Annotated in this window: 23 protein-coding genes; 8 read left to right on the top strand and 15 right to left on the bottom strand. The window is 35.8% G+C overall.

Translation table 11 applies throughout. The annotated features are described in order from the left end of the window. Positions 1–52 precede the first annotated feature (52 nt). Positions 53–1,513 (bottom strand): aminotransferase-like domain-containing protein, encoded by a 1,461-nt coding sequence (locus BM308_RS08640; RefSeq protein ID WP_074944545.1) that lies wholly within the window; start codon positions 1,511–1,513, stop codon positions 53–55. 161 nt (positions 1,514–1,674) lie between these two features. Here BM308_RS08640 and BM308_RS08635 point away from each other — a divergent pair, with 161 nt between their 5' ends. From BM308_RS08635 to BM308_RS08625, 3 genes are all read left to right on the top strand, one after another. Beyond that, positions 1,675–2,286, top strand: a complete 612-nt coding sequence (locus tag BM308_RS08635) for a LysE/ArgO family amino acid transporter (RefSeq protein ID WP_074944544.1) — start codon at positions 1,675–1,677, stop codon at positions 2,284–2,286. 352 nt (positions 2,287–2,638) lie between these two features. Then, positions 2,639–3,913: an aromatic amino acid transport family protein gene (locus BM308_RS08630; RefSeq protein ID WP_083425515.1), complete on the top strand. Its 1,275-nt coding sequence runs from the start codon at positions 2,639–2,641 to the stop codon at positions 3,911–3,913. Between the two features lie 71 nt (positions 3,914–3,984). Next, on the top strand, positions 3,985–5,382 hold the full coding sequence (locus BM308_RS08625; RefSeq protein WP_218152545.1) for an L-serine ammonia-lyase: 1,398 nt from the start codon (positions 3,985–3,987) through the stop codon (positions 5,380–5,382). A 51-nt stretch (positions 5,383–5,433) separates the two neighbouring features. Here the strand turns inward: BM308_RS08625 and rsmD are convergent, their stop codons facing one another. Next, positions 5,434–6,000, bottom strand: a complete 567-nt coding sequence (gene rsmD / locus BM308_RS08620; protein ID WP_074944542.1) for a 16S rRNA (guanine(966)-N(2))-methyltransferase RsmD — start codon at positions 5,998–6,000, stop codon at positions 5,434–5,436. Positions 6,001–6,131: 131 nt separating this feature from the next. Between rsmD and ftsY the strand changes: the two genes are divergently transcribed. After that, a complete protein-coding gene (gene ftsY / locus BM308_RS08615; protein WP_083425514.1) occupies positions 6,132–7,505 on the top strand; it encodes a signal recognition particle-docking protein FtsY in 1,374 nt (457 codons plus the stop codon). Between the two features lie 120 nt (positions 7,506–7,625). Next, positions 7,626–8,498 carry an RNA polymerase sigma factor RpoH gene (rpoH, locus tag BM308_RS08610; RefSeq protein ID WP_074944568.1) on the top strand — a complete coding sequence of 291 codons (873 nt, stop codon included), beginning with the start codon at positions 7,626–7,628 and terminating at the stop codon, positions 8,496–8,498. 31 nt (positions 8,499–8,529) lie between these two features. Here rpoH and BM308_RS13535 read toward each other — a convergent pair whose 3' ends face one another. The 8 genes from BM308_RS13535 to BM308_RS08570 all read right to left on the bottom strand — a co-directional run bounded on the left by BM308_RS13535 (position 8,530) and on the right by BM308_RS08570 (position 17,358). Beyond that, the gene (locus BM308_RS13535) at positions 8,530–8,790 is read right to left on the bottom strand and encodes a hypothetical protein (protein WP_074944540.1); all 261 of its coding nucleotides are present in this window, start codon (positions 8,788–8,790) and stop codon (positions 8,530–8,532) included. Between the two features lie 28 nt (positions 8,791–8,818). After that, positions 8,819–8,959 (bottom strand): type II toxin-antitoxin system RelE/ParE family toxin, encoded by a 141-nt coding sequence (locus tag BM308_RS13670; protein ID WP_083425513.1) that lies wholly within the window; start codon positions 8,957–8,959, stop codon positions 8,819–8,821. A 167-nt stretch (positions 8,960–9,126) separates the two neighbouring features. Beyond that, on the bottom strand, positions 9,127–10,581 hold the full coding sequence (locus BM308_RS08595) for a zinc ribbon domain-containing protein (RefSeq protein ID WP_074944539.1): 1,455 nt from the start codon (positions 10,579–10,581) through the stop codon (positions 9,127–9,129). A 25-nt stretch (positions 10,582–10,606) separates the two neighbouring features. After that, complete coding sequence (locus tag BM308_RS08590; RefSeq protein ID WP_074944538.1) at positions 10,607–12,058, bottom strand: dynamin family protein; 1,452 nt, start codon at positions 12,056–12,058, stop codon at positions 10,607–10,609. After that, on the bottom strand, positions 12,055–14,304 hold the full coding sequence (locus BM308_RS08585) for a dynamin family protein (protein WP_074944536.1): 2,250 nt from the start codon (positions 14,302–14,304) through the stop codon (positions 12,055–12,057). Before BM308_RS08585 ends, BM308_RS08590 begins: the two co-directional genes overlap by 4 nt. Before the next feature lie 8 nt (positions 14,305–14,312). Further along, on the bottom strand, positions 14,313–16,085 hold the full coding sequence (locus BM308_RS08580) for a dynamin family protein (protein WP_074944534.1): 1,773 nt from the start codon (positions 16,083–16,085) through the stop codon (positions 14,313–14,315). Positions 16,086–16,182: 97 nt separating this feature from the next. Then, the gene (locus BM308_RS08575; protein ID WP_083425512.1) at positions 16,183–17,115 is read right to left on the bottom strand and encodes a WYL domain-containing protein; all 933 of its coding nucleotides are present in this window, start codon (positions 17,113–17,115) and stop codon (positions 16,183–16,185) included. 27 nt (positions 17,116–17,142) lie between these two features. Continuing rightward, complete coding sequence (locus tag BM308_RS08570; RefSeq protein ID WP_074944533.1) at positions 17,143–17,358, bottom strand: hypothetical protein; 216 nt, start codon at positions 17,356–17,358, stop codon at positions 17,143–17,145. 238 nt (positions 17,359–17,596) lie between these two features. On the opposite strand from BM308_RS08570, the gene BM308_RS08565 reads away from it, so the two are divergent. From BM308_RS08565 to BM308_RS08560, 3 genes are all read left to right on the top strand, one after another. Then, a complete protein-coding gene (locus BM308_RS08565) occupies positions 17,597–17,785 on the top strand; it encodes a hypothetical protein (protein ID WP_074944531.1) in 189 nt (62 codons plus the stop codon). Between the two features lie 72 nt (positions 17,786–17,857). Then, a complete protein-coding gene (locus tag BM308_RS13350; RefSeq protein WP_177214435.1) occupies positions 17,858–18,034 on the top strand; it encodes a hypothetical protein in 177 nt (58 codons plus the stop codon). A gap of 41 nt (positions 18,035–18,075) precedes the next feature. Beyond that, the gene (locus BM308_RS08560; RefSeq protein WP_074944530.1) at positions 18,076–18,696 is read left to right on the top strand and encodes a hypothetical protein; all 621 of its coding nucleotides are present in this window, start codon (positions 18,076–18,078) and stop codon (positions 18,694–18,696) included. Positions 18,697–19,141: 445 nt separating this feature from the next. On the opposite strand, the gene rapZ is transcribed toward BM308_RS08560, so the two are convergent. The 5 genes from rapZ to BM308_RS13345 form a co-directional block, all read right to left on the bottom strand. Continuing rightward, a complete protein-coding gene (gene rapZ, locus BM308_RS08555; RefSeq protein ID WP_074944528.1) occupies positions 19,142–20,023 on the bottom strand; it encodes an RNase adapter RapZ in 882 nt (293 codons plus the stop codon). A gap of 18 nt (positions 20,024–20,041) precedes the next feature. After that, positions 20,042–20,560, bottom strand: a complete 519-nt coding sequence (locus tag BM308_RS08550; RefSeq protein WP_074944526.1) for a PTS sugar transporter subunit IIA — start codon at positions 20,558–20,560, stop codon at positions 20,042–20,044. Positions 20,561–20,623: 63 nt separating this feature from the next. Continuing rightward, positions 20,624–20,908, bottom strand: coding sequence for a ribosome hibernation-promoting factor, HPF/YfiA family (gene hpf / locus BM308_RS08545; RefSeq protein WP_031490866.1), 285 nt, complete (start codon positions 20,906–20,908; stop codon positions 20,624–20,626). 674 nt (positions 20,909–21,582) lie between these two features. Beyond that, entirely contained in the window at positions 21,583–23,223 is a 1,641-nt protein-coding gene (locus BM308_RS08540) for an AAA family ATPase (protein ID WP_074944525.1), read from the bottom strand. A gap of 182 nt (positions 23,224–23,405) precedes the next feature. Then, positions 23,406–23,631, bottom strand: a 226-nt coding sequence (locus BM308_RS13345; protein ID WP_177214434.1) for a hypothetical protein, incomplete at its 5' end; no start/stop codon positions are given.

The following is a 23,631-nucleotide window of genomic DNA, read 5'->3' as shown; positions in this document are numbered from 1 at the left end:
TCTTACTGTACCTTTTTTGAAAACCCTCCAGTGCGAGGGTTTTCTGTTATTATCACCCCTGTTTCAGTAACAGCTCCTTTAGTATCAGAGCCCCCCTCTCAAATTCCATCTCTGTAATATAGGCATAAGACAGTCTGATAGAATTGTTTGCCTTAAAGTCGTATATATCACCAGGATTTAGAAGTATTCCTGATCTGATAGCCTCATTAAACAGCAAGTCGGTTTTAACCGGTTTTCTGAAGGTCATCCATATATAAAAGCCACCCTGAGGGCGAGTCCATTCGGCGATTGCAGAGAAATGCTCATCAAGTATTCTCAGTGCGTTATCAAGACGAGCCTTAAGTATCTGTTTAAGCTTTGAAAGGTAGCTTTCATACATTCCTGTTTTCAGAAACTCAAGGAAGATATACTGCGATACTGAGCTTGCTCCATAGTCCATCTGCATTTTCGCATCACCCAATCTTTTGACAACAGCTTCAGGTGCCACCAGCCAGCCGATTCTAAGACCTGGTGATAAGGTTTTAGAGGCTGTACCCAGATAGATAACCATACCGTTATGATCAAGAGTTCTGATAGGTGAATACTCATTATTAAAGCTTAATTCCTGATAGGCTCCATCCTCAATTACAGGAATGCGGTTGGTAAGGCAGAATTCTAAAAACTCCTGTCTTCTTTTATCACTCATACAGATTCCTGTTGGATTATGATTGGTTGGAATTGTATAGACAACAGAGGTGTTTTCAGCTCCAGCCTGTCTTATATGAGGAAGGAGCTTCCAGTACTCCATGCCGTCATTATCCATGGAGATACCTGTTAGTTCCAATCCAGCAGACTCAAATACCTGCAGGGATTTAAGATAGGAAGGTGCTTCCACAAAAACTTTGGAACCGCTTTTGAGAAGACACACTGATATAAGCTGCAGGGCCTGAAGTGAACCTGAAGTTATAAGAATACATTCTGGAGTAGTACTGATACCTATTTTCTGAAGATGTTTAGCTATCTCACAGCGCAGTTCATACAGTCCCAAAGGCTCCAGGTAACCTAAAGAGGTAACCTTATCCCCAACATTCTTAAGAGCTTTCTGCCATAATTCCACTGGAAAAAGCCTTGGATCAATCTCTCCTGTACCCAGTCTTAACAGATCTTTGTCAAACTCAAGCTGATTGATGATCTGAAGGGTAGAGATGTTCTCTTTGAAATTACCTGAGAGAACATGCTTTGACCAGTTCTGATTACTCTTTAAAAGCACTGACCAGGTGTTGCTGGCTATTTCTGTACCTGCTCCAAAACTTCCTTTGATGATTCCATATGATGACAGCTCTGCAATGGCGGTGCTGACTGTAGAGCGGTTGACCTCAAATATCTCAGAAAGCTTTCTCTGGGAAGGCAGTCTCATACCAACCGCAAATGCTCCTGAACTTACTGAAGACAGGAAAAAATCAATGATTTGCTGATATGCAGGTACGGATGAACTCTTATCTGGTTTCCAGCTGATTTCGATGCTGTTTTTCATTTTTTTTTAAACTTGGTTGGTATAAAAGTAATAATTTGGTCGGTTACAAAAAAATAATCAAAAATATAATAACTCTGAAATTAAAGTTAAATAAAGGTATAAAAGCCTTTTGAGATTACATTTTGTATTATCAGTATAGTTAATTTGGTTGGTATAATTCAATGTACACTTATTATCTTCAGGGACTTACTATGGGACTGGCATACCTTGCTCCAATCGGTATGCAGAATCTGTTCGTAATCAATTCCGCATTGAATGATTCCCGTCGCCGAGCTTTTTTTACCGCTATTATTGTGGCTTTCTTTGATATTACCTTATCAGCCTCCTGTTTCTATGGTATCGGCAGTTTAATGGAGAAATATGATTTTATTAAACTGGGAATACTGCTTTTAGGAAGCATTGTCCTTATCAAAATTGGTCTGGGACTTGTAAAGAGTAAGGCAGGGGAGATTAAAAAGGATTCAGAAAGAATGCCTATCAGAAGAACCATCTCATCAGCCTGCTTTGTAACCTGGTGCAACCCACAGGCTATTATCGACGGCACCATGATGCTTGGAGCATTCCATGTAACTCTGCTGTCCAATCAGGCTCTGCCATTTATGTCAGGGATCATCTCCGCATCCTTCCTGTGGTTCCTGGGACTTATTTTTCTGATTTCTCTTTTCAGCTGCAGAATCAATTCAGGTGTACTGACGGTTATCAACAGGATCTGCGGTCTTGTCATAATTGTTTACGGAATGAGTCTTCTTAAGACCTTCTTCGGTCTTCTTTAAACTGCAGTATTTGTGCTGATGAAAGTACCCCGAAATGGGGTATTTTTTTCTTTTTGCTGTGGATGAATAATAGAATATTCAAATTTTGAATTTTGCAGAAACGAGTAATATACTTGATTCTCTTCACTATATCTATGCTTTATTAAATCTTAATTCTGAAAGCTTGAGGTGGGGCACACAGAAATACTGTTTATTTTTAATGAACTCATGTTTTATCTGTAAAAGTGGTGACTGAATATGTTTATGCACTTAAAATGGGCATACTTTGTTTCTGATGAATCTTCAGAGCAGGGTATATTCAAATCAGAAAAACCAGAACCAGAGGTTTTTCTTTAAAACATAAGGAATTTATATGGAAATAACTAATAATACTGCTGCAACTTCTCAGGTTGTTACCAGCAACACTAGAGAAAGATGGCATAAGTTCGACATCATGTGGATGCTGAACTTATTTGGAACCGCTGTTGGTGCTGGAATTCTATTCCTGCCTATCACTGCCGGTATGTCTGGATTATGGCCTTTGGTAGTCATTACCCTGATTGTTGGCCCAATGACATACTTTGCTCACAGAGGTCTGGCCAGATTGGTACTGGCATCATCTCTAAAGGACGGTGATATTACCAACGTTACTGAGGAATTCTTCGGTAAGTCAGCCGGTTTAATCATTACTGCCTTATACTTCTTTGCTATTTACCCAATTCTTCTGATTTACGGCGTAAGTATTACCAATACTGTAGACAGCTTTATTGTAAATCAGCTGCACATGAGTGCTCCTCCAAGAGTAATTCTTGCAGGTATCTGTGTATTTTCTTACATTGCAATTATCATCTGCGGTGAGAAGCTGGTTCTTCTGTTCAACGAGAAGCTGGTTTATCCACTATGCTGCATCCTGTTTGCAATGTCTTTATATCTGATTCCAAAGTGGGATTTATCTCAGTTCAGCTTTGTTCCTGATTTTGGCAGCTTTGCATCTACCCTATGGATTACCATTCCTGTTTTAGTATTTGCATTCAACCACTCACCTGCAATCTCAACCTTTGCTGTATCTCAGAAAGAGCGTTATGGCGACAAGGCTGAAAAGTATGCAAGCCGCACTCTGAAGTACACCAGCGGTATTCTGGTTCTGTTTGTAATGCTGTTTGTATTCTCCTGTGTATTATCACTGTCTCCACAGGATCTGAGCATGGCAAGATCACAGAACATTACCATTCTGTCTTATCTTGCAAACAAGTTTGATGCTCCTGTAATTGCTTACTTCGGACCATTTGTAGCCTTCCTGGCTATCTCAACCTCATTCTTCGGACACTACATGGGTGCAAGAGAAGGTTTAAACGGTATCATTGTTAAGCTGACTCCAGGTGCCAAGATGGTAAGCAAGCGCAGAAACCGCGTAATCACCATTTTCTTCCTGGCAACTCTATGGTTTGTTGCAACTGTTAACCCAAGTATTCTAAGTCTGATTGAATCACTCGGCGGTCCTATCATTGCAGTCATCCTGTTCTTAATGCCAATGTATGCAATTGCCAAGATCCCAGCAATGAAGAAATATCAGGGTAGTTTCTCTAATATCTTCATTACTGTAATGGGTATCGTAACTATTGCTTCACTGCTATTAAGCTTCATCTAATAACATAGAAACTCCGAGGCCTGGGTAGTATTTACCTGGGCCTATTTATTGATATATAAGAACAAAAAATTATGTCAGAATACAAATATAAAATGCTTAACAGACCTCCTGTTGAAACTGCTATTTTTGATTTTTTCAAGGTTGGTCCTGGTCCTTCAAGTTCACACACAATCGGACCAATGAAGGCTGGAAATGATTTTTACAATAAGGTTTCAGCTCTGCCTGATGAGGTTATTTCAAAAGCCGCTGCTATTGAAGTAACTCTACTTGGCTCCCTATCTGCAACAGGTGTCGGTCACGGTACCGATTCAGCTGTTCTTGCCGGTATTCTTGGAAATATACCTGAGAAATGCCCTGGCTCTGTACTTCAGGATATAAAGCAGACTCCTGAGAAAAAATACGAAGTCAGAATTAAAAACAAAGCAATTACTGTTGGTCTGGACAGTATCAAGTTCGGTCCTGTAAAGCATGATTCTCCTTACAACAATACCATGCTGATTACTCTGCTTGATGCAAACAGAAACATCCTTTTTGAGGTTGAATACTATTCTGTAGGCGGTGGCTTTATTCAGTGGAAAGGCTGGAAGGAAGAAGAGCGCGGCAAACCTGTCCATCCTTACGGAACTATGCGCGAACTGCACGAGAGACTGCAGGAAACCGGTCTGACCATGCATGAGCTTATTTTAGAGAACGAGATGGCTATTACCGGTCTTACCCGTCCTCAGATCTGCGAGAAACTTGATGAGCTTATGGATGTTATGTACGACTCCGTAAAAAGAGGTCTTAACAACGTAGGCAAGCTTCCTGGACATTTAGGGGTATGGAGAAAAGCTCAGGCTATCTTAGAGCAGTACAAGACCAATAACTTTGAAGCTGACAGACTGATGGGAAAAATTAACTCCTATGCTTTTGCCGTCTCTGAGGAAAATGCCTCCGGCGGTGTGATTGTTACAGCTCCAACCTGTGGTGCTGCAGGTGTAATTCCTGCTCTGCTTTACGCTATGAGAAATGATATGAGCCTTGGTGACAGAGCTCTGCGTGAAGGTCTTCTTGCTTCTGCTGCAGTGGGTATGCTGTGTAAGCACAATGCCGGTATCGCCGGTGCAGAGGTCGGCTGTCAGGGTGAAATCGGTGTTGCCTCATCCATGGCTGCTGCCATGCTGGCTCATGCAAGAGGCTATGATGCCAGTGTTGTAGAAAATGCGGCTGAAATTGCTCTTGAGCATCATCTGGGACTGACCTGTGATCCTGTAGGTGGCTATGTGCAGATTCCATGTATTGAAAGAAACGCAATGGGAGCTATCAAGGCTTATAACGCAGTGTTGCTGGCTACTGCAGAGAAGAATACTCAGCACAAGGTGTCTTTGGATGCTGCAATTATGGCTATGAATGAAATCGGCAGAAACATGAACATCAAGTTCAAGGAAACCAGTGCCGGTGGTTTAGCTGTGAGTGTGGTTGAGTGTTAAAAATATAATGTAGAATTCCATTTCATCTTCAATGGTGAAATGGAATTAAAACTAAAACAGCAGACTGCTCTTTTTCATCAGGGTATATTTGGCCTGTCCTGCAGTCTGTTCTCTGATACATTCCAGTCCAGGAACAATCTGGTTGGAACCGTTTCTCATCTCAACGTAGATAACTGAATTCTCATCAATAAGATTTCTCTTAAGGATAAGGCTCAGAGTCTTTTCATATATATCCAGCTTATATGGAGGATCGACAAAGATGACATCGAATTTCTCTGAGGTATTCTCAAGATAGGATAGGGCATCTGCCTTAACTACCTCTACCTTGTCTGTCTTAAAAGTGTCGACAACACTTTTCAGGGTGGATACTGTCTGAGGATTCATTTCGACTAAGGTAACCTTATCAGCACCTCTTGATAGAGCTTCAAAGCCTAATGCTCCTGAACCTGCAAACAGATCAAGCACATGGGCATTTTCAATGTTGCCGCTAAGCCAGGTGAAGATGGTTTCTCTTACTCTTGCAGGGGTTGGTCTTAGGCCTTCTGCATCCTTTAAAGGGATAAGCTTTCCCTTATACAGGCCGCCAATAATCTTAATTTCGTTTTCGTATCCAGCCATATTTCTTCCTTTTTTTGAGGAATTGTAACAGAAACAGATCCTCTACACCTGCCTAATAAAATGAAATATCGTAAAAATTAGCATATAATTGCATGAGTTTGTAAATTGTAATAGCTAAATTGAGGACAATAATGGGCCTTTTTTCATTTTTCTCTAAAAAGAATAAAGAAGAAAATCAGAACGAAGAGAATATCTCAGAGAAAGTTAATGATACAGAGAAGACTGCTGAAGAAGTAAAAGAGTCAGCAGGTACAGAAGCATTAAATACCGAATCATCAAAGACAGAGCAATCTGAGAGTGAAAGTGCTGTTGAAAAGTCAAATGAGACAGAGCAGACACAGAAGGTACAGACCTCAGATTCTAAAGAGGAACAGCCTCAGAGTGTAGCTGCTGAAGAGGTTAAGGCTGAGCCTGAAGTTGAGGTAACTGAGGATAAAGAAATTCCTGAGGCTTCAGACACCCTGGAAAATAAAACTGAGGTTACTAAGGAAGCTGTACAGGAAAATGCTGAACAGGTTGAAAGCGAAGCTGCTCCTGTTGAAGCTGATGTTCCTTCTGAAGAAGATAAAACTTCAGAGAAAGCTGAAGAGACCAAGGTTAAGAGATCATTCTTTGAGAGATTAAAGCGTACCCGTGAGAATCTGGCTTTAGGTATCGGCGCTCTGGTTTCTGGTAAGAAGATTGATGAAGATCTGTATGAGGAGCTAGAAACCTCTTTATTAACCGCTGATCTTGGTGTTGAGACCACCACCAGAATTATTGAGAAGCTGCGTGAAGAGTCAAAACTGCGTGAGCTTAAGGATGCAAGTGCACTAAAGAATAATCTTAAGAACATTCTAAAAGATATTCTAAAGCCTTGTGCTATTCCACTTGAGGTAAAAAGAACCAACGATCTGCCATTTGTTATTCTGATGGTAGGCGTTAACGGTGCCGGTAAAACCACTACCATCGGTAAGCTTGCCCTTAAGTACAAGGAGCAGGGCAAGAGCGTAATGCTTGCTGCCGGTGATACCTTCAGAGCTGCAGCTGTTGAACAGTTAAAGGAATGGGGAGTTCGTACCAATACTCCTGTAGTATCTCAGCCAACCGGCTCAGACAGTGCCTCTGTTATCTATGATGCTTTAACCTCAGCTAAGGCTCACAATACAGATGTGCTTATCTGCGATACCGCTGGAAGACTTCAGAACAAGGACAACCTCATGGAAGAGCTCAAGAAGATTGTTCGCGTTATGAAGAAGATTGATGAGAATGTTCCTAACGAGGTTATGCTGGTACTGGATTCAACAACTGGTCAGAATGCTGTTTCTCAGATGAAGATTTTTGGTGAGGCTGTAAATGTTTCCGGTCTTGTTCTGACCAAACTTGATGGTACAGCTAAAGGCGGTGTTATCTTTGCTCTTGCTGACAAGTTTAAGGTACCAGTAAGATACGTCGGTATTGGTGAGAGTAAGGAAGATTTAAGAGTATTCGATGTCGACCATTTCGTGGATGCTCTTTTCAGTTAATGAAATAATTTCTCTGATAGTGAACTAATGCTTTGTCTATAGGCATATAATTGTTGTCCATTTGTAAGTTACAGTTACGAAGAGAATAAGTTGTCAGATAAAGAGAATCAGTCATTAGGAATGCTTGCCCCAGTGGGCAATATTGAAGGCTATGTAAAAGCCATCAATCAGGTTCCTATGCTTGAAATAGAGGATGAGAGAGCTCTTGCCATAAGACTTAGAGATTATGGTGATCTTGAAGCTGCAAGAAAGCTGGTGCTCTCACACCTCAGACTCGTTGTAAGTATAGCCAGAGGTTATTCTGGTTATGGTCTGCCTCTGGCTGATCTTATTCAGGAAGGCAACATCGGTCTTATGAAGGCAGTTAAGCACTTCGATCCTGATGCAGGTGCCAGACTGGCTGCCTTTGCTGTTCACTGGATTAAATCTGAAATCCATGATTATGTTATCAAGAACTGGCGTGTAGTTAAGGTTGCTACCACCAAGGCTCAGAGAAAGCTTTTCTTCAAATTAAGACAGAATAAAAAGCATTTGGGATGGTTCTCCCAGAGTGAAAGAGAGACAGTTGCACAGACTCTAGGTGTAACCGAAAGTGATGTGGCTGAAATGGAGTCCAGACTGGCAGGACAGGATATTGGCTATGATCTTTCTGCAGAGGATTCTTCAGAAACTGCATCCTCTCTGCCTATGCTTGCTCCTGCAGCTTATCTTGAAGATGAGAATTCAAACTTTGCCAAGAACTTTGAGAACAGAGACTATAAGAGCTTTGAGCTTGAACAGCTTGGTAATGCTTTAAATTCACTTGATGAGAGATCAAAGTATATTATCAAGAGAAGATGGCTTGATGAGCAGAAGGCAACCCTTCAGGAACTGTCTAATGAACTCAAGGTTTCAGTTGAGCGCGTAAGGCAGATTGAAACCTCATCTCTAAAGAAGATCAAGGAAATGATCCTTCATGGTCAGGATTCAGGCACCAAGCTAATCACCAAATAACCTTCCTGTAAAAAAATAGAATCATCGGTAATTAGACTTTATCAACTTCGTGTATGGTTCCACCTGTTGCTTCCATCTGGGCGATAGATTTTCTTAAACGCTCCATGTTCTCTTTTGAATAAAATGGATCTACTGATTCTTCAAAAGATATCTTTTTTTCAGACTGCTTATTCTGAGTTACAACTGTATCTTGTCTAACTTTCATCTGATAATCAGGATCAATTGACTCATACTCTTTTTTGAATTTTGGATTTTTTAGTTGCTCTGCCAAATAGTTATCAAAATCATCCATTTGTATCACCATATCTTTGTAAATAGTCTTATCTGTATTTCAGTGCTTTTTCTATTTCCTTTATTGGAGTTTTTTGTGTTTTTTTAACGGAACCATTAGTTAGTGTCGCTGTATCGCCAATATAAAAGAAGTACATCACTCTTGAAATATTTGCACTTAGCCGGCGCATTTTTGCGACTAACTGCACTTAGCCGGTGAAGATTAATTGCAGCTGAATACACTGAAGTCGTACTCGTGTTTTCAGACAAATACGACTTACTGCCAGGAACATCGATAAAACTGATTTTAAACTAATTCAGAAATATTAAAAAAAATCGCAGTTGAATATAAAAGAGATTAGTACGAAAAAAGTGTTAAAGGGTATTCGTATCCGCAGACAACTAATCGATTTTTTCCATTTGAACAAAATTTAGAATTAACCTTACTTTTGAACTGAGAGTCTATATTTATTTCCTGAAATTTTGATTTTTGAGGATCAACCAAAATAGTTTGGCCACTACCGCAAATGAGAAGTAAATTTCTGATAGGTAAAATCTCAGTTTCAACTAAAGTATCTAAATTAAAATAGTACGCATTTCTATTAAATAGGATATCTTCATAGGGAGGAAAAGAGCAGACTTTATTCCATACATCTCCATTTTCAGATTCATACAAATATTCTCTAGTTAAGAAATAATATTTGTCATGTATTTTTGAAATTTTAGAGTGCATACTATCTATATTATAATAACTTGAATATTCAAAATTTTTAGCATTTTGTTCCTGTAAAACTTCAACATAATTAGAAGAATGAGTGTCCCCCACTAGAATTTTCGTATCAACTGTTATACGTCCTTCCTTTTTTATATCTCTTATATCAATCAGAATGAATATAGTACGATTTTTTTCTGCATCAATATAAACGTCAAGTACCCCCCATTTAGTATATGAATCCTGAGATGTATATAAATCCTCTGAGGTAGAATCTAAATCATATTTTGATAACTTTAGATGAGGAACATAAGCGGTATCATTACTATCAAATATTACGCCTGTTTTTACAAGAAACTCTCTTTTAATTTCATTAATTTTCGCCAAAATAACTTCGTTATCGCTTATATATCCTACGGAAATTAAATCACTTGAAGTAAAACTTCTATAAGAATTGTCTGGAGAAATAATTACAAAACCAGAGTAATATCCAATTCCAACTAACACGTTATTTGTTTTAACAAATTTTGTCGTATGAATTGAATCACTGGAAAAAATTTTAACCCAGGTTGAATAATCAGAGGATTCTGATGAGCAGAATATATCTCCGTTTAATTCTGCCACATATAACTGATTGTTGAAAAATGAAATAGCTGCTACAGTATTATCCTGGGATAAACCAGGAACAAATAGGACTTTTTCTTTTTTGAAGGATATATTTTCTATATCAAATTGTTTCGGAGCATTTTCTGATTCAACGTTTTTACTTTTTCTTAATTCCTCAATAAAAGATACATATTCCGAAGGTAGATCATCACAATATTTTTCAACTATATCCCAACCAGATAGCAGGCTATCCTTCATCTCTTTAGTAAGTTCGAGTTTATTTTCTCTTAACAGATCAATTGTAGTGATAAATTGCTCTAAGGATCTAGCAAACACCTCTGTTGGATCTTCGTATTCTTCACTAGAACTGAGATCATTTGATAAATAATCGCTATTATCAATAGTCGTATCTTCACTGGTTTCAACCTTTTGTCCACATTCCTTGCAGAACTTTGCCACAGCTGGTAATTCACAACCACAATATTTGCATTTCATAGTACTTACCTTTTAAACGACACAATCACACTAATTTTTCTCCACACTCAAAACAGAATTTTGAATCACTTGGCAGTCGAGAATTACATTTTGGACATAGCTTGTATTCACCAGATTCATGAAGATTACATTTGTCACAAACATTCTTATAATCTTTTAGCAAAGCTCCACATCCCATACAAAATCTCTTTTTCTTAGTGATTTCAATCTGTTGGCTTTTACAAAAACCATTTACACATGTAATAAATCTGTCTTTTAAATCTTTAACTGCTTCAATTCTTTCATCCTGAGAACGTGTCATTTTGAAAAAATTCTTTAAGTCATTTAAAGTTTTTTCAAGTTTTGAGTTTCCATCCCCCTCAATAAAATTATTCTTGAACGCATCCATTAGAGTTCTGTGAATTTTTGCATAATATGCCTCCGCATTTTCACACTCCGTTACGATATTGCTTATGTAGTGACTAAATGCAGACTCTATTTTTTTTCTCCATTTTTCATTCAACGTCGAATTTAGTGTATTTTGTTTTTTTATAAAATCGAAAATACTACAGTTTTTATAGGTAATCTCTTCTTTGAGTTTTGAAGAATACGCCGAAATTCCTTCAGATGACAGACCATTTAAATCAAGAGCGTCTTGAATACTTTCCAATATATCCTCAAGTTGTGTTTGAGTTTTTAGTTCTGCTTTGTTTGCTACAATGTATAACGGTTTAGATGAACCGAAGTCCAATTTTTCAATAAAATCTAAATCCTGATCTGATATTGTTCCATTTGAATCGAGCCCCACAAGCCAAATTAGAAAATCTGCGTTTTGTAATGCTTTTTTTGCGATTTCTAAATCATCTGCTTTAGTCCCGATATTTGCTGGGTTATAACCAGGAGTATCAATTAGACTGATATGTTTAAACAATTCCTCATCCAGAGGTGTTGTTACATTTATGTATGAAATAACTTTCTTTATGAACGGCATAGACTCAACAAGAGAATGGTCGATTCCATGATATAAACCTTCAGGTAAATCAAATAACCCCTGTTGCGGAGAAACTCCCTTAATGGAAGACTTTTCTCCTGTCATAACATAGCTTGGAATCGCGGTAACAGGACGAATACCTATGGCAAGCCTAACATCATCAGTTTGCATAAAACTGTTAATAAATGAAGATTTTCCGCTTGAAAACCCACCACCAATAGCTCCTTTTTGACAAGTATAAAAACCTGGACTATTTACAATCCGGATCATCTCATCAAGAATTTCATTTAATTTTTCCAAGGGGATAATATTGTTAATTTGAGGTTCTTCTCTACACAATTCTCTATAGTCATTGTAGTAAAGGGAAGTAGACGTATTTTGTACGTTTTCTTTATAATTTCTTCCGATAAGGTTGCTAAATTCACTAACCCATTCATTTTCTATCTGCTTTGCAGATAGAGCGGAGCACAATAACTCATAATTGCGTTTTATAACATCATCAGTCATTTGACCTCCTGAAGAGCCTTTATACAATCTTCAATTTTCTTTAAAGCTTCTTCTTTATTTGATACATCTTTCTCAAGATCAAATATTCTTTTATCCATTTCATTAAATAAAGAAGACGAAACTTTTTCTTCTGAAAATAATTCGTTACAAATATCTTCAATCTGCTCGTATGAATAATTACTGAATTTTGTTGATAAACTTATTAAATATCCATCTACAACAGATAGAAATTCTCTTGCTCTATTCTCTTCAATTTTTGCTTCATAACTATCTATTTCAGGAGTAATTGAGCGATAAGATAAACGAGATAAATCTAGATATGGTATTTCTATTTTTCTTATAAAACGATCAATGATTTTTCTTAATTCTTCATGATCGAATAACAGAATATCCTTATCATCTTTTAATGTACTTACAATTGCTTCTGTTAGTTTTCCTTTCAGAGATTTTTTTAGATTACTTTTTGCAATGTCCATCTCATCTTTAATCATATGCTCTAAATCTGATAACGCAGCATTTAGGACAGCTTTGACATTGCTTGTGGTTACTATTAGAAATTCTTTATCTTTATAATGTTCTTCTTTAAATATCCACCATCCAGTTGTGTGAGAGAATACTCTTCTTATTTCGGTATAATTTGAAACATTCTTTTTTTCCTTATTACTATCAATTATTAAATCTTGTTTCTGTCTTATAACTTTCTTTAACTCATTTTTAAAGCCAATAACACATTCATCAAAAGCATCATCAACATTTCCTGAAGCTTTATCTTTTAGTTTTTCCAAATTTTTTTTCTGTGCATATATTTGTTGTATATCTGAATTGCTTATTTTTAGCCTTCTATTTTCAAGCTCTGATAAAATCTCGTCGTATGAACAAGTTAATGCATTGGATTTTGATTTTATAAAGTTTGAAATGTTCTCCTGCTGAATTTGTTCTTTTCTTGATTTAATCTCATCTAATTTTTCTTTTATTTTTTTTATTCCAGATAAAATATCCAAAGACTGTAACGCAGTGATTTCATCACTAAAGTTATCTGGATAATTGCTAGTTAATAAATTATATTGATGAAGTTTTTCCTCATCCCATTCAGTTTTTATATTCCATGTTTGAAACATAGAGGAAGCTATTCCAGAAGTTAAAAAAAATCTTTCAGAACATTCTTGACTTAATTTACCGTAAATTTCTTCTGATTCTTTACTACGTTCCTGTAGATTAGCTTTTGCAGGTTCAAGAGTCTCTATTTTTATATGTTCTATAGCTTTAGTTAATATGCCTTCAGAAACCTCTATTACGTCATTACCATATAATTGATTGTCAATTTGAGAAGCAACAAGAAATAATTCTCTTATTCCTTCCCCTCTATGACCTGATAGTCTATCTATAAGTGTGAAATCACTATTATTAAGAAAACTGCCTGCAGGACTAACAATAAACACAACTTCAGCATTAGCAAGATAATCTTCGGTTCTTTGAGAGCGAGATATAACAGGATCATCTAAACCAGGAGTATCAACGATTTCTAAATTTTTAAGTTCTTCAAGAGGTAGTTTTAATTCAACACTTTTAGTGAATGGCATATACTTACCATTAGCACCAACTCTATCCTCAAGTAATTTCATCAGAATTTCTGGAGAGTCAGCATGAATCTCCTCAAATTCTTTTTCTTTTGTAAATTCATCCATAACTCCTGAATCAATCATTTTTAAATATTGATCATAAGAGGCACTCAATCTTTCATTTGACTGCATTTCTCGTTTAGCTTTTTTCTCTGCTAAATAAGACGGATCTTTACCAGGCAAATTTGGTTTATTCTTATTTTTTTCTTGAATTTCACTTAGAAATTTATCGTAATATTCATCGTATTTATTCTTGTACTCTGTATAACTTTTTTTTATATTTCGAATATCTTCTGAGGAGTAATATTCAACTTTTGCACAACATGCATCACCATAAGCTATAACTGTTAAAGCAGCTGTCATTGGGGTTGCAGCTTTGGGCAAAACATTTTTACCCTTAAAAAACATTGCATTTAATAATGAAGATTTTCCAGCTTTAACTCTTCCTATAATTCCGATATTTAAAGATTTTCCTTGTAATTTTTTTTTATCAATATCTGACTTCAGTTTTTCTAAAGATTCCAAATTATTATTAGAAAAAGCATCTTTGGAAATACTATCCAAGACCTCAAGATGTTCTTTTATTAAGGAGTCTAATCTTTCGTAATTTTTTATAAAGTCCGTCATTTTTCACCTTATAGCTGTGCGATTAGTTTTTCTAACTGAGATAGATTTTGTTCCAATATCTGTTTTCTTCCGTCTATAGCAGCTATATTTGATTCCTTTTCTCGAATTACTTTATCTACATCTTCTTTTTTTGCATTTAACTCTTCAGAAAACTGCTCCCTTATCTGCATAATCAATGCGATAATATGCTCATTAATTCTCACTGGAAGTTCATTTCTAAGTTTTCTTTTTATTGAAGGAAAAACTTCAGTATCTAATTTAACTTCAAGTTCCTGCATTATTTTATTTTTTTGATAAGCTCCGATAATTGGGGTAAGTATTTCGGGAAGGAACATAATTACGATCCCAATTACTGGCATAACTGTACTTAATGACATTCCCAATATTGTTCCTCCAGAAGAAGCTGCTGCTCCTGCGGCAAGGGCTGTACTTGCCTTAAACCCCGTATTTCTGGCGGTATTAGATAAAATTCCACTTGTTAAGTCCAAAACTTTTGATGTAGCAGCACTATTTGTTAAGTCTTTAATAGAGGTAAGAGTTTTTTGAATTTTCTCTACTATTTTTTCCGCAAAATGCTCATCTATCTCCATCTTTTTTAATGTTGCATCAATCGAAGCTAAAGATTGTGAAAAGTCAGAATTTATGCTAGTTGAAATTTTGTAGAGTTTTGCATTAACAGATTCAAGTAGGTTTGCCCTTACAATTTCATTTAAACGAGATGAAGCTTCATCACGATTTCCCGAAATTAGTACACTTATAATTTCATCTTTTGAATTAGATAATTCTCTACCTACACTGTCAATAATGTCGTTAACATTGGTGCATCCATATGTTTGACGCATTCTTTTAATCTCAGATTCTTGCGAGTCTTGAAATTTAGAGATTGATTCATTAATTTCTTTGATTACTTTAGATAGTTCATCCGAATTTCTGTCTATTGAGTTTTTTTCTGTTAGAATTTTATCTTTAACATCATTTAAATAAATCAAAAGTAAGTCTTTATATAGATCAGAAAACAACATATTTGGGTCAATAGATTCAATTGCAGATTTAACAACTGATGTATCACGAACATTTATGGCATTTATTGCAGAGTTATAATCAAACTCTTCTTCAAGCTGACCTTTGATATGTTCTTGTATCTCTTTAATCGATTTTGGATCTTTTAAATCACTTTTAGAAATGAAGAGAGAGAATTTTCGATTGGTTACAGCGAGTTCTCTTAATCTAACTAAAAGTCTCTTATCTAAAGTTCCATCTGTAGATGGACTTAAAGCAATGTAATAGCATCCCTTATCTAAATAATTTAATATTGCTTGGTTATGATGATCTAATGGCGAGTTAAACCCCGGCATATCTACCAATACTAGAGGTTCAATATCCTTTAAATATTCATTGTTTATTGATAATTTTAGATATTTATAATCTGATGCAGACTCCGTTAGTTCTTTAATTCGGCTTATATCAACAGAAGAAGAATTATTGTTTTTATCAATAGCCGTTAAACTAGAGAATTGTCCATATCTTAATTCAGTAGCAAGTGACGTTTCCGGTTTAATAGCAACAGGAAGAATATCTGTGTTTAATATTGCATTAACAAGAGAGGATTTACCTGCAGAAAAATTTCCTATCAGAGGAATGATTAGTTCTTGATTTTTTATTTCCTCATGTAAACGAAAACTTCTTTCAGAGAAACTATCGGAGTAACACAATTCGTCAATAATACTGTCTGCGTTATCTAATATTTCAATGTACTTATCTTTCAATATAAGTTTATTCATGAGTAATTCTCCAATATTAAACTATCCTTTTAGAAATTTTCGAATAATTAACATAGTCGTATTCTTTTCATGCTGGTCTCATTTCAAGTTATTATTTCTAACTTCTTTTGTAACCTCTTACCTCTTTACCAAATCCTCTTATCCATGACTCAACTTCAGGACCACTTCTTGTTGTAATAGATAATTCAACTCCACCGTCGTCGAGCTCTCTGATAGCTTGACTATCTGCCCAGATTCTTTCTCTTACATAATCTGAAGCTTTTCCTGGTTTGAAGGTAATTACATAGGTAATAGGCTCATGCCAAGGAAGACCAAAATCTCTTGGATTATCATCTGTGAGTTTATAGTCCTTTCTGTAAACGGTCTGTTTAATTCGAAGTACACGATGAACAGCAATACTTATCGTTTTGATTTGTTCGCAATCCTCATTGGTCTCCACACCAATTACATAAAGAACATCACTGACTGTTGTAAACCTTTTGGGAGCAAATCTAAAAGATTTAGGTTCATTTTCTCCTCCTTTCTTATATAGAAGTTCACAAATACTGTTATCTTTGATTGCTTGATGTAGCAGAGTGATGTTTTTAAAATGAGGCGTGTAGTCAATCTTTCCTTTGCTGTAAAACTGAAACACAGGCTCATTTAATTTCTGTTTATCCTCGTAACTTACAAGTTCTATCACAATATCATGAATGCAGTGATTTATTCTGTCTTTAATCTGTTTTGGTAGCATTGGAGTCGCTAAATCTCTGCATATCGCAAGATATCTTAGCTCCTCAAAATCAATGCCAAATTTCCCCTTCTGCTGAGGTGTTATCGCATACCATCTTCGATTGTGTTCTACGCCTGTATCAAATATCTGACCAACCTGCTGACTAATTTCACCAGCTAGTCTCATAATTGTTTGAGGAGAACATTCAAGCCATTTTGCCAGCTCATTCTGATAGTGTTTTCCTCTCTGAAGCATCAACTTCTGGAACATTTTCAGAAGTTTTTCTCCATTTGATGTTTCTGATGCTTTCCTTGGCATAATCTACCCTTAAATGGATTGATTGAGCTACTTCTGGATCATTGATACATGTCCACAATCTTTACATATCACGAAGAACCTTCCTGATAGAGGGCCAAACTGAGTTGTGCTGTCGTTTAGTTTTCTTAGTAATCCACCAATAAATCCTTCATCTTTTGAAGGAAGACTTGTTGTGACTTCAATGTTTTTTGAGTTGCATTTTCCACAAGACAAATGTTTTCTCAAACTTTCTAAATCCGACATACAGATACTCCTCCAATAAGAAGCAGGTTGTAATCTAAATATAGTTTTCTTTCATTCTTATTTTTGGAAAGTATTCTATTTTTCTTTTTTTCAAACTTCTTTAATTTGCAGAATGTGATTTAAACGATGTTTTAACTATTCATAAAAAAATAAAACTGAACTTTCCTTATAAAAGAAACTTGTACCTATATCTTTATAGAAAAAGATAACCTCACTTCAAGTGAAGAGGAAATTAAAGATGTTTGGTTTTATTGCTGCAATATTTAAAGGATTTTTTTCAATTCTAATAATGGTTCTATTTGTTATTGCAGATGGAGCAAGAGACATCTTAGAAGATTTAGGTGATGAACTTTTTGGGTTACCAGGGGCCTGGATTTTTATTCTCTTTGGAATAATTGTTATTTTTTTTATCAAACTTATCAGATGAATCAATTTACTAACTTTCCCGTTTAAGGAAAGATGCTTTTATATACTGAAGTTAAACGAAAGGGAGCTTTATATGGATAAAAATTGCCAATCAACTTTGTTTGGAGATGCAGAAAAATTGCTTTTGGGTGCTTTATTGGGTGCAGCAGTATTAGGAGTTGCATCTTTCTTTATTGCGAATCAAAGTGACGAGATACAGGTCCCAGAAGATGTATTTGATGACGAAAGTCTTAACGGAGAAGACAATTAACACCAACTTCATCAGCTTTGGTGGATTATTAGAGGGCTATTATGAACAAAGTTATATTGGGCAGTATATTAGGTGCTGCCGCATTGACAGCTGCCGCTTATATATTTGACGATGAAAATGAAGAGAATAAACGAGAATATGATTTCACAAAGAAAACTGCAGGCAAAAATTCATCAGAAATCCTAAAACAGCTAGAGAAGATGGACTGGGACTTGATTCACTTAAATGTTGAGTTAGCTTCGCTATATACTGATTTATCCTCGTTAGTTGGGTATGGAGATGACGCATTAACAGAATATTCAGGCGAATCATTCACGGAAAAGGTTGGAGATTATATTTATCAGGGAAGTGCCATATTCTTGAGAGGCAATTTTATTTCTAAAATTAATGAATTCAGACACAAGATAATGAGTCTTTATGTTTCCTATAAGGATGTAATTATCAATGCCAATCAGTTTCTAAAGGATAACTCTTTAAAATCTGTAAGCTTTAAAGGAGTCTTTCTCAGAAAAGAAGACTTTGAAATCTCAAATTCAATAGATAATAAAGACTGGGATGATCAAGTAAATAAAGAAATGGAGCTTTTTGAAAACTTTATAAATATAGCCAGTGATCGACTAAAGAGGCTCATCACTGAAATAAACAAATTAAATTGGGCTTAATGAAGAGAAGATAAAAGAATAACATCGAATCATTTTACATATTGTAGATTTATCTTGCTGTAGTTTCTTCTAAGAAATGTCTCCTTGGATGAACACTAATGTATGCTATGGTTTTTCTAAAGTAAAAGCCATAGCATTTTTTTATTGTCTCTAAATCTATAGGTTTTGGTATAGCCTGAAATATACACAATAGTCTGTAACTTAATTCCTCTTTTTTCATTTTGTTATATATATGTAAAGATCAGAGGTCTTGTTACAGCTACAAGAATGAATCAAAGTAGTTTAATGGATTATTTAAAGATGGGGGGTCTATGAGCGCGTAAGACAGATTGAAAATTCATCTTTAAAGAAGATCAAAGAGATGATCCTTCACGGTCAGGATGCAGGCACTAAGCTCATCACACGTTAATTCACATCTCTAATTGTCAGGTAATTACCTGAAAAATCACTGTTTTTTCATTTTCTGCAGACTGCGGTGACGAACCTTTACATTGGTTCCTCTTTCCTTGAATCTGTCAGCAAGAGTCTGTGCTATATACACTGATCGGTGAAAACCACCTGTACAGCCTACCGCTACAGTAAGATAGCTTCTATCTCCGACCTCTATGGCAGGCATGATTTCAAGCAGCAGATCATCAAGCTTGTTGATATAGTTTTCAACCTCAGGATATTTGGCAAAGAAATTCTTAATTGGTTCCTCTAATCCGCAGTAGCTTCTTATATTCTTATCCCAGTATGGGTTAGGCAGGAATCTTGCGTCAAAAACAAAATCAGCCTCTTTGGTTATTCCGTCCTTATATCCAAATGATTCAAAGATAAGCACAACTTCCTTGAATGGTTTGCCGTTTATGCTTGAGATTACGTTTTTACATAAATCATGGATGGACAGATTGGTGGTATCTATTCTTAAGTCTGCAACCGAGGATATTATTTTCAGAATCTCTGTCTCTTTCTGGATAGCTTCGTTCAGCGTTAAATTCTTCAAAGATAAAGGGTGAAGTCGTCTGGTTTCTGAGTATCTTTTGATTAGAACCTGATCATCAGCGTCTATAAAGACGATGGTGCTATCAATTACAGGATCATTGTTTACTTTCAGATAGATATCATTCAGTAATTCCTCGTGGCCCGAGTCTGGAAGGTTTCTGACATCAATTGAAATTGCAATCTTAGGATAGGACCTCTTTGCAAGATCAATCATGTTATAAAGAAGCTCAACAGGGAGATTATCTACGCAGTAAAATCCGAGATCTTCCAATGCATGCAGGGCAACAGTCTTACCCGAACCGGATCTTCCTGATATTACAACCAGATCTACTTGCTTTTGCATAAATCTATCCTATTGAATTTAATCTGAATTTGTTTGTGAATTATCCTGTTTTGGCTTATCCAGAATGTAATCGATCTTGTTTAAAAGAATTGCCAGCTTTGATGGTTCATTCTTAACCAGTCTCAGGGAATTGAGCAGATCGTTGTTAGACAGCACAATAGTAATATTCTTCAGTAATGATTCTATCTTAGCAGCATCATCATATCTAGAGATGAACAAACATAATGCAATATCAATCAGCTGTTCATCTGAATCAATAGAGTTAAAGGTGATAGGTTTATCCAGAATGGAGAGAATTGCAAAGGTCTCATGTTCACTGTCTATAACTGCATGAGGGATGGCAATTCCAGGATAAAAAACGGTAGTGCCGTAGGTTTCTCTTTTATTTAAAGCGTCTATGATTTCTTTTGCTGGTTTCTGCAGGACGTAGCCGGCGCAGTCGGCAATCTCCTCAAACAGTCTTTTTTTACTAAAGCAGAAAAGCGGAGATAAAATTAAAGATTTAGGAATAACCTGTGTTTCAATGAATTTTATCAAGATTCTATCCTCAAAGACGAAAAAGCCCTGTCAATACAGGGCCTTATATTAAATAATCACGAGTTATGACTTCATTTTCTCTTTGTATTTTACCAATTGTCCATCAACTTTATCAATTAATGCGTCAATTGCTGGATACATACTTTCGGCTTCAGCTTCTGCATGTAGATTATTACCAACTACGGCCAAATCTGCCTTTGCAATGTGGGCTAGTTTTTCTACAGTTAAGGTAACTGAAATTGAGGTTATTAGATCTCCCTTACGTTCAAGACGTTTGAATTTGTCATTTACATAGTCTTTTAAAGAGTCTGTAACTGTAATGCCAACACCATGGATATTAATTTGCATATTAACACTTCCTTAACCCGATCTTAGTGCCGGATAAAAACAAAATGCAGTACTGAAATGTAACCACACTTCAATCTTAGGATTATTTTCAGCTGATTTAAAGACGGAAGGTCACAAAAAAAATACTTTTTTAATTTCAATATATTATTTCGTGAAGTTATTCAATATTTTGAAATTAATTACAAAAAATTTTCTCTGTATTTAGGGATTAATTGGTAGCTCTAGGCTGGATTAATGTTTTCTTGCTTATTGTTTTTTATTGGATATTTAGTAGTCAGGAAATATATGCCTTACTATCAGCTAATTTTTAGTCAATATCTTCTGTGTCCGTCTTTCATATTCCTCGATCATTAGGATTTTTGCTTTTTTATTTCAATATAATCTGGATACAAGGATATGCTAACTATTTGATAAAACATGTAAATGCAAACTAGCAAAAGTGTTTGGGAGGCTAAAATGTAGAGCCATCTGGTACATGGCTCTACAGCATTATAATTATTAGAATCTTATATAAATTAAGGATCAGCTATGAAAACCTTAATTATTTTAGTGATTCTAGTTTTTCTAATATGGTCATCACCTTTATGGTAAATCAAGATAGCCTATGGGGCAAGATTGAAATTCCTTCTTTCTGGACTGATTATAATGAACTTCTCTTGTAATCATATGTATTACTAAAAGTTTTGAGAATTCATCTTTTCAATCTGACACTGATGGGTCTTGGTGTCTTTATCGTAGTTGATGCCAACCAACAGAACTTCTCCTTTGTAATCATGGAAGATTCTGCTGTAGTTTTTCTGCTTTATCTGATCAATTGCTGTTATAGCACTCTGATTATATTTAAGCTCAACCAAAAGAGCAGGTTTTTCTACTCCCTGCTTTGGAATATATACCATATCAGCAAAGCCTTTTCCTGATGGAAGCTCTCTATATACATTGTATAAATCCACAGAGGCAAGATTTAAGGCAAGAGAGATAACGCAGCTTAGAGAGTTCTCGTCGTTGTATTTCAGAATTGATGTATGGTCCTGATGTGCAATATCGAATGCCTGTGCAACTGCCTTGTTATCTTTTTCATAGATTTTTTCTAGTAAATCCATGGACTGACTGATAAGCGCGTAAATTCCAGGATAATTCTGATTGTCTTCGGTTATGTTTCTGAATTCTTTTCTAATCTCTTCGTTTGGAATGTGAACTGCAAAAATTTTGTCGTTATCTATGCCTTTTAGTTCTGAGTCAGGAACAATCGCCAGATAACCTAAATGAATCAAAAGAGTTAAAACATCGTTCTTGGTTTCAAAGGTTGTCATATCATTGTGGAATTTTGCTGTATTTACCACAACCTCATTACCTGCAATAAGCTTTACAATCTCGTCTCTAAGGCCTTCCATATTTAAATCAATATATCTGCGAAGACTCTCAAAGGTTTCTGTCTGTGTCCAGTAACTTGAGAACTTTTTCCTTTGAATGGCTTTTACAACTGAATTTGGATTATAAAGATGCAGTGATTCATCAAAAGAATAGCCGTCATACCATTTTTTCATGGTATTAACATCAATCTGGTATATATCACAAAGATTGATAACTTCCTCTTTTGTAAAGCCAATATATGATGCATATTCACCAGGATCAGTCATTGAATATTCATCAAACATATTAAGTGCACTGTGAGAACCGTATTTCTTGATTGGAAGAATACCTGTCATGTAGGCTAGAGCAACATAGCTCTGATCTTTTAGTAGGACTCTTAGATAATCCAGGTATTTCTTTATTCCTGCAGCATCAGTTTGCTTCTCTCGCAGGATGCAGTCCCATTCGTCGATAATGAATACAAAACCTTTTTTGATCTGTTCGTTTTCATTATTTGATTGCTGATAGACGCAGTCTAAAACATCGTAAAGTTCTGTAAATTTACTTACGTCAATGGAAGGATACTGTACGCAGATTTCCTCTTTTATAAAGTTATTCAGATCGTTCAGCATCTGATCAATATCATTTTTGGCTCTAGAGAGAAAACGCTGCATATTGATAAAGATGGTGTTGTACCTATTCAGGTGTTCTTTATATGAATCTGCTTTTGATATTTTTAAGTTATCAAATAGGAATGAACTGTCTGTATCTTTTGAATAATAGGAGCACAGCATATTTGCTGTAACTGTTTTTCCAAAGCGTCTTGGTCTGCTTATACAGATGTACTTCTGAGTGGTACTGATATTCTCATTAAGAATGGCTATGAGATCTGATTTATCAATGTATATCTTTGCATTTAATGATTCTTGATAATTTTCAAATCCTGGATTTAAATATGAAGCCATTCCGCTATTTCCTGCTTTTAATATCTATTCTAGCAGATTCTTCTTGCTTATCAGCAAGCAGAGTATTGGGGCTTTAGATCTGGAGCCTTTAATATTATTCACTCGAGTTTCCCAGATAAAAAATTTAAGTAAATCCAGATCCACTCTAGGATTGATGCTCTTTAAAAACTTGTATTGATTTATTATCTTGCTAGAGGCAATGGAATTACCTGCTTAAGGAAGTTACAGATCCCGTTAAACCATGAGCCTAACAGATCATTTATGATCTGCTCTGCTTTAACAAGACAACCTTTTTTTAGCAGGCTTGCTTCTTCTAAAATCTTTGGAATAGAAATGAAGCATCTCATTAGAGAATCTATTGCTGCCTGATAAGGTATATCCTGTATCTGTTCTTTTGTAAATCTGAAT

It is taken from the genome of Succinivibrio dextrinosolvens, from assembly GCF_900116345.1.
In the GTDB taxonomy this organism is placed as follows: domain Bacteria; phylum Pseudomonadota; class Gammaproteobacteria; order Enterobacterales; family Succinivibrionaceae; genus Succinivibrio; species Succinivibrio dextrinosolvens_B.
This window is presented reverse-complemented; position numbering and strand designations above follow the sequence as displayed.

Excerpts from the sequence above, each read along its gene's own strand:
- BM308_RS08585 (WP_074944536.1), bottom strand. The coding sequence starts at position 14,304 with ATGACGGACTTTATAAAAAATTACGAAAGATTAGACTCCTTAATAAAA.
- BM308_RS08580 (WP_074944534.1), bottom strand. The coding sequence starts at position 16,085 with ATGAATAAACTTATATTGAAAGATAAGTACATTGAAATATTAGATAAC.
- BM308_RS08565 (WP_074944531.1), top strand. The coding sequence starts at position 17,597 with ATGTTTGGTTTTATTGCTGCAATATTTAAAGGATTTTTTTCAATTCTA.
- rapZ (WP_074944528.1), bottom strand. The coding sequence starts at position 20,023 with ATGCAAAAGCAAGTAGATCTGGTTGTAATATCAGGAAGATCCGGTTCG.
- BM308_RS08560 (WP_074944530.1), top strand. The coding sequence starts at position 18,076 with ATGAACAAAGTTATATTGGGCAGTATATTAGGTGCTGCCGCATTGACA.
- rpoH (WP_074944568.1), top strand. The coding sequence starts at position 7,626 with ATGCTTGCCCCAGTGGGCAATATTGAAGGCTATGTAAAAGCCATCAAT.
- BM308_RS08625 (WP_218152545.1), top strand. The coding sequence starts at position 3,985 with ATGTCAGAATACAAATATAAAATGCTTAACAGACCTCCTGTTGAAACT.
- BM308_RS13670 (WP_083425513.1), bottom strand. The coding sequence starts at position 8,959 with ATGCGCCGGCTAAGTGCAAATATTTCAAGAGTGATGTACTTCTTTTAT.
- BM308_RS08635 (WP_074944544.1), top strand. The coding sequence starts at position 1,675 with ATGTACACTTATTATCTTCAGGGACTTACTATGGGACTGGCATACCTT.
- BM308_RS13535 (WP_074944540.1), bottom strand. The coding sequence starts at position 8,790 with ATGGATGATTTTGATAACTATTTGGCAGAGCAACTAAAAAATCCAAAA.
- BM308_RS08595 (WP_074944539.1), bottom strand. The coding sequence starts at position 10,581 with ATGAAATGCAAATATTGTGGTTGTGAATTACCAGCTGTGGCAAAGTTC.
- BM308_RS08570 (WP_074944533.1), bottom strand. The coding sequence starts at position 17,358 with ATGTCGGATTTAGAAAGTTTGAGAAAACATTTGTCTTGTGGAAAATGC.
- BM308_RS08575 (WP_083425512.1), bottom strand. The coding sequence starts at position 17,115 with ATGCCAAGGAAAGCATCAGAAACATCAAATGGAGAAAAACTTCTGAAA.
- BM308_RS08540 (WP_074944525.1), bottom strand. The coding sequence starts at position 23,223 with ATGGCTTCATATTTAAATCCAGGATTTGAAAATTATCAAGAATCATTA.
- rsmD (WP_074944542.1), bottom strand. The coding sequence starts at position 6,000 with ATGGCTGGATACGAAAACGAAATTAAGATTATTGGCGGCCTGTATAAG.
- ftsY (WP_083425514.1), top strand. The coding sequence starts at position 6,132 with ATGGGCCTTTTTTCATTTTTCTCTAAAAAGAATAAAGAAGAAAATCAG.
- hpf (WP_031490866.1), bottom strand. The coding sequence starts at position 20,908 with ATGCAAATTAATATCCATGGTGTTGGCATTACAGTTACAGACTCTTTA.
- BM308_RS08590 (WP_074944538.1), bottom strand. The coding sequence starts at position 12,058 with ATGACTGATGATGTTATAAAACGCAATTATGAGTTATTGTGCTCCGCT.
- BM308_RS08630 (WP_083425515.1), top strand. The coding sequence starts at position 2,639 with ATGGAAATAACTAATAATACTGCTGCAACTTCTCAGGTTGTTACCAGC.
- BM308_RS13350 (WP_177214435.1), top strand. The coding sequence starts at position 17,858 with ATGGATAAAAATTGCCAATCAACTTTGTTTGGAGATGCAGAAAAATTG.
- BM308_RS08640 (WP_074944545.1), bottom strand. The coding sequence starts at position 1,513 with ATGAAAAACAGCATCGAAATCAGCTGGAAACCAGATAAGAGTTCATCC.